Raw genomic sequence first — 14,910 nt, 5'->3', positions numbered from 1 at the left:
GTTTATTCAATCCTGTCCGTCATTCAGCCATAAGCTCCCAAAGCGTCTTTTGACCTGTTGGATGCTTATCAATTCGCGGCCTAGTCTGACAATCCCAACTACCGCCTCGTGTTTGATGAATAGTCTCTTCCATCCAGCCGCCCTCAAACTTGTTCCCGGCTCCTCGATTAGCGTGTAAGTTACTAACCTGCGGTATCCCATCGCCCTAGCAGCATGCCACGCAGCTGCATAGAGTTTTGATGCTGCATTCTTAGTTCCGTCTGTGCAGCATCGGATAACCTCCAATGTCCTACCATTATCGTAAGACCTCGCTACTGGCCTACCCACATAACCACACCAACCACTTTAGTATCGTCCGCTACGGCAATACTGTACCTGTGTCCCTGTGGCGGAATATGGTGCCTATGATATTGCTTTACAAATTCGCAGGCATCCGCGAATAATGCTTCGACAATAATGAGATTCAACAATTCATCATCAGGCTGGATGACCTAGAAGAAATACTTCGATTCAATGTCAGACGATTCTACGCTTGGATGTAATGGAATGAAAGCAATTAATTACGACCGTGTATCAACAGATGAACAAGCCAAAGAAGGCCACTCATTAGGAGCTCAGCAAGATCGCAATATTAGCTTTATTCATTCCCAAGGTTGGGATTATATTGATTCATATATTGATGATGGATACAGCGCCAAAGATCTCAATCGTCCAGCTATTCAACGGCTACTTAAAGATGCTGAGCAAAAGAAGTTTGATGTTGTCGTTGTCTATCGCCTTGATCGCTTAGTTCGTAGTGTTGTGGACCTGCACTACGTTCTGAAACATTTCGATAAGCACGGGATTATGTATAAATCCGTCACCGAAATATACGACACTACTATGGTAATGGGGGTCAAAAAAAGAAAACAAGGATAAAAATCCAGTAGCTACACTTCAAAAAGAAATCAGCGACATACAAAAACGTAAGAAAAAGTGGCAAATGGCTTTTACTGGCGAAGCAATAAGTTTAGCCGATTTAAAAACACGTATGGAAGAAGAAGTTCAACTTGAAGATGCTGTAAAAGCGAAACTCGAAGCAATTATTGGTTATCAGGTACCAATGGAAACGATGCAACTTCAACCAATAGATGTTATGAACTTTGCAAAAGAGCTTACAAAGAACTGGAGCTACTTTGAACTCGAACATAAAAAAACCGCCATACAAACTCTATGTGCAGAGATTGTAGTTAACGCGGTTGGTAAAGCGATTGGCGGACCAGGTCGTCGCGTTCCATGTGAAATTATATCATTTAAAACAAATTAAAGGACAGTTCGATTAAACGCCCCGCCCTTTAACGCTTTAAAGTCTAGTCAAAATCGTAGCGCTGAGAAAGCCATGGGTCGCCGTACATATGGTACCCATTCCGCTCCCAGAAGCCAGGCTTATCCTTCTCCATGAACTCAACGCCGCGTATCCATTTGGCGCTTTTCCAGAAGTATAGATGCGGCACCACCATGCGTACCGGATAACCGTGCTCCGGCGTTAGCAGCTGCCCGTTATGCCGAATGCCGAAGAAAGAGGTTTCCCGCAAAAAGTCCTCCAACGGAAGGTTGGTTGACCAGCCGTGCTCAGCATGCAGCATTACATATTTCGCTTCAGGCTTCAGCTTTATCCGCTTCATCACTTCGCTGACGGCGATGCCCTCCCACACATTGTCCAGCTTCGACCATGTCGTCACGCAGTGAATATCGTTATTGAACTCCTGCCGCGGTAATGCCATGAAATCCTTATGACTGATCGTTGCCTCTTCTTCCACCAGTCCGAACAGCTTAAAGTCCCATTTGCTCATATCGTTATAGTAAGGAACGGAACCGTAATGCAGAACCGGAAATCCTTCTGTTAAAGTTTGTCCCGGTGGCACTCGATCGATTGTATCTTTACTCATTATCCCACTACCTCCCTCATCAGTTTGAAATCTCAACAATCAACAAGCACTGCACCATCCCCCTCTAATATACCCTCTGTCGGCAGGGGAAACCGCACTTCGATTTGGGTACCTTCATTCAACTCACTTGTTACGAAAAATTGTCCGCCATGCTGTTCAATAATTTTATGACTGATCATTAATCCTAATCCCGTGCCACCTTCTTTGGTTGTGAAAAAAGGTTCGCCCAAGCGTGACAGCTGTTCTTCGGGGATACCGCAGCCCTGGTCCTCTATACAAAGAGCCGTATATCCAGCAGAAGCTTCCTGAAGGTGTATTTTTATGATTCCTCCATCCTTCATGGCTTCAATAGAATTTTTCAAAAAGTTAATAATAACTTGTTTAATCTGATTAGGATCGCAATACACTGGATAATTATCTTGTTCGGCAATCAATATAATTTCTACATTGTTCATAATGGCTTGCGTGCCTATCAATGTCATTACCTCCTCAGCCAAGTCCTTCAAATTCATAGACTTGAGCCGCAGAGATTGAGGCTTGGATAGCACCAACAGCTCGCTAACGATGAGTTCAATTCGATCCAGTTCTTCTTTCATTATATCCAGATATTTAGGAACCTGTTGATTACTGTTCAGCATGAGCTGAATAAACCCCTTTAACGCAGTTAATGGATTTCGTATTTCATGCGCTACCCCGGCAGCCAGTTGACCTACAACCGACAGCTTTTCAGAGTTACGCAGCATCTCATCCCTTTTCTTCTGTTCTGTAACATCCTTCACCATAACGTAGCACCCAATTAATTGCTGCTGAATAATAATGGGGGCGAGTGTTACAAGCAAATCAATAACGAGGCCATCCTTATGCAGCATTCGGATGTCCGCTCTTTTTATATGTTTCCCTTCCATTAAAAGCTTAAACCGACCCGTCATTAAGGATACATCATCAGCGTGCAGCAGGCTTGTAAAATGCACACCCGTTAATTCTTCGGTCGAATATCCCGTGAGCTCCTCGGCTGCCGGGTTAGCTGAAGTTATAAATCCTCTCCGGTCAAGGGACATAATGGCATCGGGATTATAGTTTTTTAGAGAAGTATACCTGTCATAGGTTTCCTCCAAGAGTGCTTGTGACTGCTTGCGCTCCGAAATATCTTGAACAATTCCCTGAATTTTTAAAGGTGTGCCCTGCTCATCCATAATAACAATACCTTGAATATATACATGCTTAATACGGCTTTTAGCAGTTATAAGCCGACACTCCAGTTCATACATCCCGCTGGACATAGCCAGCTCTAGCTTCTGCTGGAATATTTCCCGATCATGAGGATGTACGAAATTCATTATATTATTGGAATTGCCGATGACACGGGACGGATGCAGCTCGACTATACTGAACAATTGTTCCGTCCAGATGATCTCATCCTTACGGATATCCCAATCCCAGCTTCCAATACACGCGATTTTTTGTGCTTCCGCTAAGCTTTTCTGGCTTGTGATCAAAGCTTGCTCCACTTGCTTTTTTTGCAAAGAAATATCGACAATATGGACATGGAATAACGGCTGTTGGCCGGTATCAACCGTTATCAAAGACAGCTGCTGGGTGGTCCAGATCGATTGTCCAGATTTATGCACCATTCGCAACTCAAGCTTAAAGGCAGACGGGTCTTGCTTGTTCAATAGCCCAATTTGCAATAGAAAAGCTTTCAAATCATCGGGATGGACTAATGTGAAATACCCTACGGTCAGAATCTCCGATTCATCGTACCCCAATAAGCCGCACAGTGCAGGATTGACTAGCTTCATTTGCCCATCCATACTGACGCAAGCGATGCCAGAGGAGGATAATTTAAATGATTGCTCATAAATAGCAGACTGTTCATACCTTTTTGTAGTGATAGATCAGCACCTCCTGCACATGTTCCTAACTCTTGAAACGATCGGATAATGTTGGGTTATATAACTAACTAATAGATCAAGAACGTTATAAGCGATCTGCAAGCTCATGTACGGCAATCACATGCTCCGCGCTAACCGAGCAAGCCGCGGGTTGATCCAAGCTATGTAAGAAATGCTCTACAATCCCAGCAAACCCCCTTCGATGAAGGACGCCATCCCAGCTGCCAAAGCTGCTAATTTGCGGAGAAGCAGAGCTGGCCGACAAAATGGCAGAGTCCATATTTACTACTTCAGCAGATCGGAAAGAACCGTGAAGCTCCAGCTTCTCCATATCAGACCCCGCACGCCGCACCATACTGAATTGCCCGTATCTGGATCCATCTGATTGATCCTCATTCGTGAAAGCTAAGCTCCCCGTTCCCATTAACAGCCTTCCAGCTTCATCTGTCTGCTGTGCATAATGCAGAATTTCATGCCTATCTCCACCCAACCAAAGCAATAAATCCAGCATATGAATCAGGTCATCATGAAGGGTATGCCGGGCACTATGCTTTTGCAGATTGGTTCTATGTTTCGTAACCGTGCACTGCTCGAAGCCGCCAGCTTCCTCAAGCCAAGCCTTGGACTGTAAGTACATGGGAGCAAATCTTCGATTAAATCCAACCGCAAGCAGAACCTCCTGCTTCAAAGCAAATTCAACCATTGCAGCCGACTCAACTAATCTGTAGGACAGCGGTTTATCCACATATACAGACACTCCATGATTCAGACACTCCATTACAAGTTCATAATGTGTCTCCGTCGGGCTATGAATAAACACCGCATCCGGCTTAGCTTCTAGGAGACCTTCCAGAGAATCAAAACGCCCGCCAATTCTGTATTGATCAGCTACTCTCGCAACTGTAGCACTTGTTCGACTGCTTAACCCGACAATCTCCACCTGCTCATCTGCGGCAAGAAGGGGTAAATATACTTTTTGCGCGATGTCCCCTAGTCCGATAATTCCGATCCTTTTTTTCATATATGGAGCCACCTCCTAAGTTCTCTATCAGCCGTTGTTACCGCCATCATAAATAGGGTCTTCACAACCGTTAAATAACAAGCATTCATAGTTTAATTTCATGATACCCAGCATAACATAGTAAAAAAAAGAAACCGCAACCATTTGTGGTTCTTATAAATAACCTAACCCTTCAACAAGAATCGAAAGCATCTGACAAAATTTAACGAACTCTTAAAAGGGGAAGCCCTTTAATAAACTACCATCAATGTGATAGAATGAGAATGCTGTGTAGTTAGGCCATATCTGTTTTCCATCTGGGGGATCGCATTCATGTCGAAAAAACAAACATCGTTATTATTTATTTATATCTTCGCCTTCTTAGCCTTAATTGGTGTCGCTATCTTACTTCAATCAGCGCTTTATTTGTATGCAGCAAGCGCGCTGCCCATACTTATTGTAATAGCGCTGCCTGACTCTCGAAAAAACCAGTATATTCGTGGTGAGAAGGACCTTAAAGCTGTCCGAATCTATAAGCAGTCTAGTGAGGATGACCCGCTTCTGATTATTACCTTCCAGCACGGCTTCATTCGCTGGAACAGCAAGAAGCTGTACTTTCATTTAAATGATATCCAGCCTGCCCCACATCCACAAGAGCTCGCGAACGAAAACCATGCTTCACTTTCTGTTCTCGGCTTCGACTTAACCACTCACCCTAGCAAAACAGGTTGGATCGGTATTGATCTTACTCAGCTCGCTCTAAGAACCGCTAATCTATCCTATACAACGGATGAAATTACCCGTCTAGTTATCCCAATGAGAGATCTTGAGGAAACGGCATTGCAGATGATGTCCGCGACAAACACCGTTCCTCTGAGCAAAAATAAAAATAAAAGCATCTCAGCTTAAGCGTCACATCTGAGAACTGCAGAGCCAGTGAGCCAAAGTGCGAACCATAGTACCGGTGCCGCCCTTCGGCTCTGTACCCCGATCATTCCACAGCCAAGCTGTGCCACCGGTATCCAAATGAAGCCATGGAGTGTCTCCGGCAAAGAAACCAATAAATAGCCCGCCTGTAATGCTGCCTGCCCACCGATCTCGTGAGGCGGCATTTTTTATGTCTGCCACATCGCTTTTGAGCATTTCGTGATATTCCGGATAGTTCGGGAACGGCCATACTTTCTCCCCTGCCTGCTTGGCAGCATGGAGAATCTCCTGCTGCAACGCTTCATCATTAGCCACAGCTCCTGTGGCTACATCAGCAAAGCTAACAAGCACGGCTCCGGTCAAGGTCGCAACATCGACAATCCGTGTTGCGCCCAGCTGTTTGGCATAGGTAATCCCGTCTCCTAATACTATGCGGCCTTCCGCATCGGTATTTAACACCTCAACGGTATGTCCACTCATCATCTTAATGACATCGCCTGGCTTAAAAGCAGCTCCCGATGGCATATTTTCGGCTGTTGGAATGACAATGACCAGATTGATCTTCGGCTTCAGCCTGCCAACAGCGTGCAGCAGACCCAGCAACACGGCTGCGCCACCCATATCGCTGATCATTTCTTCCATGCCATCCGGCTTCTTTAGCGAGATGCCTCCGGTATCAAAGGTTATACCTTTACCAACCAAGCCAACTACATTGTCCCATGAATCGGTTCCTTGGTAACGGATAGTAATCATTCGCGGCGGATTGATGCTGCCTTTGCCAACGGCATGGAGTCCGCCCATCCCGTGTTCGACAATGGCCGCCTCATCCAGCACCGTGCAAGCCATGCCATATTGGGAGGCCACCCGGGCGGCCTCCTGGGCCAGTGTGTCCGGCACGAGCACGTTGCCGGGCAGGTTCGTCAGGTCGCGCGCGTACTGCGTCGCTACTGCTAGCGCCCGCGCCGCCTCCAGCGGCTGCGCAAGAGCACTGGCGGCGCTGCCGCCGCCTAGCGCCGCGAGCGTCGCCTGATCTGCGATCAGGGCGACCTCGCGCAGCGCGGGCACAGGCGGCTGCGCCGCCGCTGCGTAGCTCGGCATGCGGTAGCCGCCGAGCAAGAGCCCTTCCGCGAGCGCGTGGACACGCTCGCCGAGCGGCACGGCCGCTGCGCCAGCGGCGGCAGCCCGCGGCAGCGGCGCTGCGAGCCGCTCGAGCCCGCGGGCGAGCGCCGCGCGGGCCGCGTAGACGCCGGCGTCGCGCCAGGCGTCCGTGCTAGCCGCTGCGCGGCCAAGGCCGCTCAGCACTAGCGAGCGGCAGGGCAGAAGCCCAAGCGTCGGCAGCACCTCCGCTTGCCCTAGACCGGCCGCGAACTGTCCCCGTTCGAGCATTGCCGACACCTCGGCTGCCAATAAAGAAGGCAGCCATTCCTGCAGCGCGTCGTTCAGCTCCTCCGGCGCTAGCAAAAGCACCAGCGCATCTGCATTAACGCGCTGCAGTACTTCGGCAGCGTTATCTCCAGGATCCCGCTCTATAATATGCAGGTTGGTTTCCAAGTCATCCTTCACCATGAGCTGTTTTAAATCCATCCACATAAGCCTCCAATTTGTGCTTTGCAGAGATATGTTATCCTGTATTCTCTGCTAAGCTGTTAGCTATAGTACGAAGCCGCCTCTTGCACAACCTTCTGCATCGGCAAATGATACGGACATTGCTGCTCGCAAAGCGGCTTCTCCTTACAGGGCTCATAATCGGCACAGGACATTATGCTGTCCTTTTGCTTTTCAAAAAATCCCTCGCCTTTCGGAAGTAATCCGAACACATCACGAATTTTGCTCGAAATCATAATATCCGGAATCTTCACGTCGACTGGACAGGAGCAGTAATTGCAGCGACGGCAGTTATGTGTTCCTAGCTGTAGTGCTAGCTCTTCGAGCTCTTGCCGCTCCACTTGTCCAACCTCTTGCTCCATCGCTGCCAAGTTTTCCTTAACCTCATCAATACTTACCATACCCGATATAATTACGTTTACATCCTGGCTATAAGGATAGCGTATCGCTTTATCAACCGGTTGAATAAATCCTCCTGACAGAGGCTTCATTGCTACCTTGCCCATTCCCATTTCCGTTAATTTAGGAATCAACTCATTCAATGCAAACGGTTGAGCCAAATTCAAGTGAAATAGAACCTGATCAAATTCCCCTTTACTGATCCATTTCGTCAATAATTCAGGTCTATGTCCAGTGATTCCAATAAACCGTACCTTGCCGGCTTTCTTCATCTCCAGGGCAGCCTTGTAAGCTCCGTTCTCCTCCATAGCCGCCTTGAACTCACTAACATAGTTAACATAGTGAATTTGCAATAAATCTATAACATCGGTTTTCAATCGAACCAAGCTTCGCTCTATTTCTTCCTTGGCTGATGCATAATCCCGCTTATTCGTCTTCGTAGCCAAAAAATACTCCGAACGCCGGTGTGAAATTGTTTCGCCGATAATTTCCTCGCTGTTTCGGTATCCAGCCGCTGTATCGATATAATTAATGCCGTGATCCAATGCATAATTTAGCGCATCCCCTGCTTGCTGCAATGGAACTCCCGGCAGATTCATCGCTCCAAATCCTAGGGCTGACACTCGATGACCTGTTTGTCCAAATAAAGTATATCTCACGGCTTATTCTCCCCTATTCCCTTAATAACTTATAACACCGTTTTGCTTAAAATAGACTTACCTATCTCCCGACTATTAGCGTCTCCCAATCCATAATTATGAATTTCCTCTATTAAATTTACTCTATATATTCAAGATTTAATTTTATCACACCCATGCATGCGCCGTCATGAAGGTCAGTAAAATTTTACCCAAAAAAAGAGACACAGCAACCCATTTGGGCCTCTGTGCCAAAACTGCTAACTGAGTAGGAACAGCTTAGCGTTTATCGTTTTTGTTATCTGTCTCTTTCTTGGAATCAGAGTCTTTCTTAGAATCCGATTCCTTTTTACGGTCATCGTCCTTCTCGTCTTTTTTCTGATTATCGTTCTTCTTTTCCTGCTCTTTTTTCAAATCATCCGCTTTTTTTTTATCATCAATCTTATCATCGTTCTTCTTGGTGTCCTGCTGCTTCTTATCATCCTCTGAGCGTTTAATATCCTCATTGCGCTTAGGATCATCTTTTTTGTTGTCGTCCTTCTTGACGTCATCCTTTTTAGGATCAATCTTATTATCGTTTTTGCTGTCGTTTCTCGTATCGTTCTTCTTGTCGTCGTCCTTACCGTCATCCTTCTTGTTATCCACTGGACGTACATTAACCGGATTTTGCGTTCCTGGCTTCGTGTTATCCGGCTTTGAAGTATTCGTATTCGGTTTAGTAGTTGTCGTGGAGCCGGAGCCGCCTATCTTCTTGTCGTCCTTGCGGTCATCTTCTTTATTGTTGTTATTGTTGTTATTGTTTCCTACAGCAGGCTTTTTCGGATCCGTTTTACCGTTATTGGTTGTGTTTATGTTCTTCCCGGTATCTTTGTCTTTGGCTGCCCGCTCTTTTTTCTTCTCGTCCAGCCTCTTATCCAATTCGCCCGATTTCTCGTCTTCTATCAGCTTTTTTATAGCTTCCTTAGTCGGTACTTTCTCGGGCTGAATAACTGCTGATTTGTTATCCGAATTATCCTTGATGATTTTATGAATAGACTCCTTCTTTAAATCATCAACCGTCACTTCAACCCCATTGCTTTTGGCGTTCAAATAAACGGAATATTTACCCATCGATATCCCGCTTTTGTTAGCTTCCGCACGAATCTCCTGAGGAGCTGCAAACGCTTCTACCTGGTAGGCGCTCACTTGGTCAGGGTGGGTTTGCTTAATATGTTCGGTTACCTGCTGCCGAAGTTTCTCCGCTATTTTCGTATCATCCACTGTACCTTTATCCAGGACTTTCGAACTAGCGATTACAATGTCAGCCTCACCCTTAGCCAGTGACTTCTGTTCAGCCTTGTCCAATAAGGACGCTGTTACTTTCTCTAACGTTTTTCCTTTAAAATCAACCGTTTGGATCAGTTCTGATCCATCATCATTCAAGCCCCGAAGCTCGAGCACTTGCTCCTTCTCATCAATCCCCATCTCTATCGAAGGATTGATGTCGAGTGATACATAGGCAACGACTTCGGAGCTGCCTATTTTGCCTGCGAAACTGGCGAAAACTACGAGGCAGAACACAACCGCCGCAACCATTGCGGAACGGCCGGCTACAGACGGATTAGCCCAATTAACGCCTGCGTCAGCATACAGAATTTCTTCGCCCATTTCACAAGTGCGGTTTTTTCTGGAAATCTTATCGAATTTTCCATCCTGACGCATGACTATGATGCTTTTATCCGTCATCTCCATGACGATGCCTTTGTTCATTTGCTTCCCCCCACTCTCTATATTAGCTGTGTTTCATCCTTGATATGTAGATAATCCCTAAGATACGGATAAGGACCATTGTAAATTAATGCAACAGCTATAATGAATTTGCGGTTACGCTCCAATGTCTTTCTAGACACCTCCACCAAGTCTAATAATTCTTTGATCGGCAGCATCCGTTTTGTCAGCATGGTCCTCATTAAATCTGAATTTCCTGACAGCAGTCTGCCTATAGCAAACAAAGCTTGCCTCGAATCATCATGCTTAGGAGATGCATCTACCAAATCCGCAAACTGAATGCCAAAATCGGATAAGCAACGGTTCAAATCTATTATTTCTCCTCGCCGTTCCTCCATCCCTTTTTGCTTCTCATAATGCTCAATTGCCTGATGAATTTCTACCGGATTTACGATGTTATCTTCATCGTCCTCTACCTCAAAGGTACTGTATGGCGTCTGATGAGCGAACCTCTGCTCCTTACGGACATAGTCAATTAAGCGACGCCGTATTACCTGCTCCGCAAAACCGAGAAACGACCGACCCGCCTCCTGAGAGAATTGGTTAACGGCTTCATTAAAAGCACCCAAAGCGATGCTGAATTCATCATCTCTTGCAGGGTCTATATACCTTTTACAAAAACGGCTCGTTACTTTCGCAACATACGGCTGATAATCCGTAATAAATTGATTGCGTAATCGTAAGTCACCTTGTTGAATTCGAATCACCAATTGCTCAGGTGGCTGCGAATCCGACGCTTCTGATGAGTGAGATTGACGTTTTCCGAGAAACTTCTTAAATAAAACAAGCAGCAATCGTTCCACCTCACACTATAGTTTTTCGCTGTGACCGCGATGATTAGGGGGGTCGTTCTAGGTCTTCTGGCATATTATATATAATAAATTTTAGAGTCGTCTACGATCACAGTCTTTTGTTAAATTTCGCGTCTTTCTGACATGTTTAAGTGAGAAATGGACTTTGTCAGAACGGCACTCCTGAAAGTAAAACAACGTCCCTATATGAGACGTTGTCAAGTCCGTTTATGTTAAGCCTCGCGTCGTCTTTTTGTTCTTCAACTTGTTCCTGCGCTTGCTTAGAATGTTCAGCCGTTTCTTCAGCTGTTCTTCCCATTCGACATCGTTCCACGTCTTAGCCACCATTAGCAGATCCAAGGACATATCGATCTGACTGCGCACGACCTCCAACGGATCCTCGTTCTCATGGTTGACGCAATTCTCATATAATTCCGCTTGACTGCGGGTATCTACATATTCCTGAAAATCTACTTCCGGGGCTCCATCCCCATGAGCGTACTCCGCCAAAATTTCATATTCGCTTTCTACCATATGATGCACTTCCACACGATGACATACAGGGCAAAAAAGCAAAGGCACATTGTGGATCTGGGTACGAATGTGCTTCAAGGTTCCTTGGGTTCCGATCATACTGGCGCCGCAGCAAAAACTCATAGAATCACGCCTCCTTGATATCTCCAACAAAAAGCCACTTGTACTCTATTCTACCTAACCCTGCTAAAATCCTCTTTTTTTGTCGAAATGAAGGTATTGCTAAATGTTTCCTTTTGATGGTCTACAGGAAATATTATATTCACCAATGACTGTTAATAATTCAAAAACTCCTGTTTGAAAGCTACATAAGATGAACTTTCAATTGACCTATAGTATAGACGGAAAATAGCTCCAAATGTTGCGGTCTAAACATTATTTCATAATCATAAGCATAAGTAGACGTTGAAAAATCCGTTGCCGCGCAGCTTCTGCTCAGCATACGGATTTTTCATTCTCAACTTGAAGGGAGAGGGTCTCATGAAGTATATTCCCATCAGTTCCAAACAGATTGCCTATGTTAGCTACGACGCCCAATCTTCGCAGATGCATATCCAATTTCATACGGGTCAAAGCCATGTTTGCAACAACATTGATCAAGAGCAAGTACAGAGGCTGATACAATCAGACAATCCTTACGACTTAGTCATGCGTTTAACCCAACTTCAACAAGTTTCAAATATACAGACAACTTAATAGAGACCTTAACGCATGTGGATGTATGGCCTTAGGAAAATCAACTCATAAACATCCTGCTTATGGGCTTCCCTATCTCCGCTTTCGGGCAGGAGATTTTATTTTGCCCAAGAATCAAAAATTATGAAGTATAGTTCTCATTCATAGAGGAAATAGTAGAATAATAGAACCGGTTACGGATAATTATGCAAAATATTTTCAATATTTCGCCAAGTATCCGTTTTCATATGTTTCATAGGATTGACCGTAAAGGAAGAAAAAGGTACTCTAAATTGATAGAAGTACACTCCAGATACAGAAGGATGTGGGTCGATTGCCAAGACAATTAGTCATCGGGAACGGGAAGTTTTTGATCAACTTAGATCAGTACACATATATGAGGGATTTATACTATCCTTATGTAGGTCAACTAAACCACATCGGTGGCTATCAGTGTAGAGTGGGATTATGGGTTGATGGATCCTTTGCTTGGTTAAGCGATCCTGAATGGGATTTTAAACTATCCTATGTCGAGGATTCTCTTATCACTGAGGTTACAGCAACACACCCGCACTTGGGTATCACCCTTATAATTAACGACGGAGTTCATCAACGAGAAGATATTTACTTAAAAAGAATACAAATTCATAATGAACGAGATACCGTTCGTGAGGTTCGTGTTTTCTTCAATCAGGATTTGGTCATTAATGAGACCGAGGTTGGGGATACTGCCGCTTATTACCCTGCTAACAATACCGTCTTTCACTATAAGAAGGACAAATATTTCATGTTCAGCGGCAGCACCGGACCCGATGGGGTGTATCAATATACTACAGGCGTCAAAAGGTTTTATAACGCTGAAGGAACTTGGCGGGATGCAGAAGATGGCCACCTGATGGGCAATGCCATTGCTCAAGGCTCTGTGGACAGTACCATCAGCTTCCGACTGCATGTTCCGCCGAATTCTGACGAAACGATGTATTATTGGATGACCGCAGGGAAAAACCTGGAGGAAGTCAAGAAGCTCGATGCCTACGTCAAAGAGAGCCATCCCGGCAAGCTGCTGGACCGCATCAAAGTATATTGGCAGCGTTGGGTTAACAAATCGGAGCGTGACTATGGCAATCTAAGTCCGGAGATTATTCGGATGTATAAGCAAAGCCTGCTCATTGTCCGCACACAAACGGATGTCAATGGTGCGATAATCGCGGCCAATGACTCTGATATCATGCAGAGCAACCGTGACCATTACAGCTATATGTGGCCTCGCGACGGAGCCTTGATCGCCTACGCGATGTCTATGGCTGGCTATCAGGGTATGATTACGCCTTTCTTCCATTTCTGTGCTAATGTTCTATCGCCAGAGGGCTATCTCCATCATAAATACAATCCAGACGGCACAGTTGGCTCCAGCTGGCATCCTTACATTCATGCTGGCAATGAACAACTGCCGATTCAAGAGGATGAAACCGCGCTTGTACTGTTTGCCTTGTGGCAGGACTTCCAGAAGCACGGAACGATAGAGCTTCCTCAGTCTTTATACCGCACCTTGATTCGTCGTGCAGCTCGTTTCATGTCCGCCTATATTGATCAGGATTTGAATCTGCCGAAGCCCAGCTACGACTTGTGGGAGGAACGTTATGGCATCTTTACGTTCACAACCTCCGCCGTATACGGCGGGTTAATCGCCGCAGCGAATTTCTGTAGTCTGTTCGGTGATGAAGAACGAAGCAGCCGTTACAGACATACCGCAGAGCGTATCAAGTCCGGAATTCTGAAGCATCTGTGGGATGAAGAAGAACAGCGTTTTGTTAGAGGACTATATCAGGAAAACGGCCAGTGGGTGAGAGACCGCACTTATGAGAGCAGCGTATACGGAATATTCGAATTCGGCGTTTTGCCCGCTGATGACTACCGTGTTGTCAAAACGATGGAAGCAAACCGCGAAAATCTGACCATCAAAACCGATATTGGCGGCGTGGCGCGCTATCATCACGATTATTACTTCCAGCGTTCATCCGACATCGAGAAAGTGCCTGGTAATCCTTGGATTATCTGTACACTCTGGATTGCCGAATGGGAAATTGAATATGCCAAAACGGTAGAAGATCTCGAAAAACCGAAAAGCACGCTAGAGTGGGTCGTCAAACATGCAATCGAAAGCGGCATTCTTCCTGAACAGCTCGATCCTTTTGACGGGGCTCCGGTTTCCGTAGCACCTTTAACCTGGTCGCATGCTACCTATGTGCTGGCTGTTGTTAAATATATGGATAAATACAAGCAGCTTACCAAGAAATAATGACACAAAGAAGCCTCCAAGTTCATCATCCTTGGAGGCTTCTAGCTTTATTCATGTCCGTATGTATCCTCGTACTTCCGCGCATCCCATAGCTGATCAAGCTCAGTCAGATCAGCAATCTCTATCACGATCATCCAACCGCCACCATATGGCGTCATGTTAATCGCACTTGGATCCGCTTGAAGCATGCGGTTAATATCTACTACTTTCCCTGAAACGGGCGCATACATTTCCGATACAGTTTTAACCGATTCCATGCTTCCGAAAGGCTCTCCCGCCTTCAAAACATCGCCGATTGCAGGCAGCTCCACAAATACGATCTGGCCTAGCTCCTCCTGTGCAAAATCAGTCATACCGATGACGGCACGATTACCCTCCACTCGAATCCATTCATGATTCTCGCTGTATTTTAAACTATCCAATACTTCCACTTGAATGTCCTCCTGCCCATCTAC

At 45.7% G+C, this 14,910-nt stretch carries 15 protein-coding genes; 5 read left to right on the top strand and 10 right to left on the bottom strand.

Annotated features, from left to right (window positions below):
- Window positions 1-6: 6 nt before the first annotated feature.
- Entirely contained in the window at window positions 7-327 is a 321-nt protein-coding gene (locus GC093_RS35550) for an XF1762 family protein (protein ID WP_446686374.1), read from the bottom strand.
- Between the two features lie 219 nt (window positions 328-546).
- Here GC093_RS35550 and GC093_RS24605 point away from each other — a divergent pair, with 219 nt between their 5' ends.
- Both GC093_RS24605 and GC093_RS24600 read left to right on the top strand, forming a co-directional pair.
- The gene (locus GC093_RS24605; protein WP_171654562.1) at window positions 547-918 is read left to right on the top strand and encodes a recombinase family protein; all 372 of its coding nucleotides are present in this window, start codon (window positions 547-549) and stop codon (window positions 916-918) included.
- Window positions 919-982: 64 nt separating this feature from the next.
- Complete coding sequence (locus GC093_RS24600; protein ID WP_171654561.1) at window positions 983-1,306, top strand: hypothetical protein; 324 nt, start codon at window positions 983-985, stop codon at window positions 1,304-1,306.
- A gap of 43 nt (window positions 1,307-1,349) precedes the next feature.
- Here GC093_RS24600 and GC093_RS24595 read toward each other — a convergent pair whose 3' ends face one another.
- The 3 genes from GC093_RS24595 to GC093_RS24585 all read right to left on the bottom strand — a co-directional run bounded on the left by GC093_RS24595 (window position 1,350) and on the right by GC093_RS24585 (window position 4,841).
- Window positions 1,350-1,928, bottom strand: a complete 579-nt coding sequence (locus tag GC093_RS24595) for a sulfite oxidase-like oxidoreductase (RefSeq protein WP_171654560.1) — start codon at window positions 1,926-1,928, stop codon at window positions 1,350-1,352.
- Window positions 1,929-1,960: 32 nt separating this feature from the next.
- Entirely contained in the window at window positions 1,961-3,790 is a 1,830-nt protein-coding gene (locus GC093_RS24590; protein ID WP_312886607.1) for a PAS domain-containing protein, read from the bottom strand.
- Between the two features lie 115 nt (window positions 3,791-3,905).
- A complete protein-coding gene (locus tag GC093_RS24585; RefSeq protein ID WP_171654558.1) occupies window positions 3,906-4,841 on the bottom strand; it encodes a Gfo/Idh/MocA family protein in 936 nt (311 codons plus the stop codon).
- Window positions 4,842-5,153: 312 nt separating this feature from the next.
- Here GC093_RS24585 and GC093_RS24580 point away from each other — a divergent pair, with 312 nt between their 5' ends.
- Window positions 5,154-5,729 (top strand): hypothetical protein, encoded by a 576-nt coding sequence (locus tag GC093_RS24580; protein ID WP_171654557.1) that lies wholly within the window; start codon window positions 5,154-5,156, stop codon window positions 5,727-5,729.
- Window positions 5,730-5,732: 3 nt separating this feature from the next.
- On the opposite strand, the gene GC093_RS24575 is transcribed toward GC093_RS24580, so the two are convergent.
- The 5 genes from GC093_RS24575 to GC093_RS24555 form a co-directional block, all read right to left on the bottom strand.
- Window positions 5,733-7,313 carry a leucyl aminopeptidase gene (locus GC093_RS24575; RefSeq protein WP_171654692.1) on the bottom strand — a complete coding sequence of 527 codons (1,581 nt, stop codon included), beginning with the start codon at window positions 7,311-7,313 and terminating at the stop codon, window positions 5,733-5,735.
- A gap of 80 nt (window positions 7,314-7,393) precedes the next feature.
- Window positions 7,394-8,410 (bottom strand): aldo/keto reductase, encoded by a 1,017-nt coding sequence (locus GC093_RS24570; RefSeq protein ID WP_171654556.1) that lies wholly within the window; start codon window positions 8,408-8,410, stop codon window positions 7,394-7,396.
- 258 nt (window positions 8,411-8,668) lie between these two features.
- The gene (locus tag GC093_RS24565; protein WP_171654555.1) at window positions 8,669-10,138 is read right to left on the bottom strand and encodes an anti-sigma-I factor RsgI family protein; all 1,470 of its coding nucleotides are present in this window, start codon (window positions 10,136-10,138) and stop codon (window positions 8,669-8,671) included.
- 17 nt (window positions 10,139-10,155) lie between these two features.
- The gene (sigI, locus tag GC093_RS24560) at window positions 10,156-10,950 is read right to left on the bottom strand and encodes an RNA polymerase sigma factor SigI (RefSeq protein ID WP_171654554.1); all 795 of its coding nucleotides are present in this window, start codon (window positions 10,948-10,950) and stop codon (window positions 10,156-10,158) included.
- Window positions 10,951-11,175: 225 nt separating this feature from the next.
- Complete coding sequence (locus tag GC093_RS24555; protein ID WP_171654553.1) at window positions 11,176-11,604, bottom strand: hypothetical protein; 429 nt, start codon at window positions 11,602-11,604, stop codon at window positions 11,176-11,178.
- 357 nt (window positions 11,605-11,961) lie between these two features.
- On the opposite strand from GC093_RS24555, the gene GC093_RS24550 reads away from it, so the two are divergent.
- Together GC093_RS24550 and GC093_RS24545 are read left to right on the top strand one after the other, a co-directional pair.
- Complete coding sequence (locus tag GC093_RS24550) at window positions 11,962-12,177, top strand: KTSC domain-containing protein (RefSeq protein ID WP_171654552.1); 216 nt, start codon at window positions 11,962-11,964, stop codon at window positions 12,175-12,177.
- A 313-nt stretch (window positions 12,178-12,490) separates the two neighbouring features.
- Window positions 12,491-14,455: a glycoside hydrolase family 15 protein gene (locus GC093_RS24545; RefSeq protein WP_171654551.1), complete on the top strand. Its 1,965-nt coding sequence runs from the start codon at window positions 12,491-12,493 to the stop codon at window positions 14,453-14,455.
- Between the two features lie 47 nt (window positions 14,456-14,502).
- Here GC093_RS24545 and gcvH read toward each other — a convergent pair whose 3' ends face one another.
- A complete protein-coding gene (gcvH, locus tag GC093_RS24540; protein WP_171654550.1) occupies window positions 14,503-14,886 on the bottom strand; it encodes a glycine cleavage system protein GcvH in 384 nt (127 codons plus the stop codon).
- Window positions 14,887-14,910 lie beyond the last annotated feature (24 nt).

It is taken from the genome of Paenibacillus foliorum, assembly GCF_013141765.1.
Classification (GTDB): Bacteria; Bacillota; Bacilli; order Paenibacillales; family NBRC-103111; genus Paenibacillus_S; species Paenibacillus_S foliorum.
Note: the sequence above shows the minus strand (reverse complement) of the source record. Positions and strands in the feature narration are given on the sequence as shown.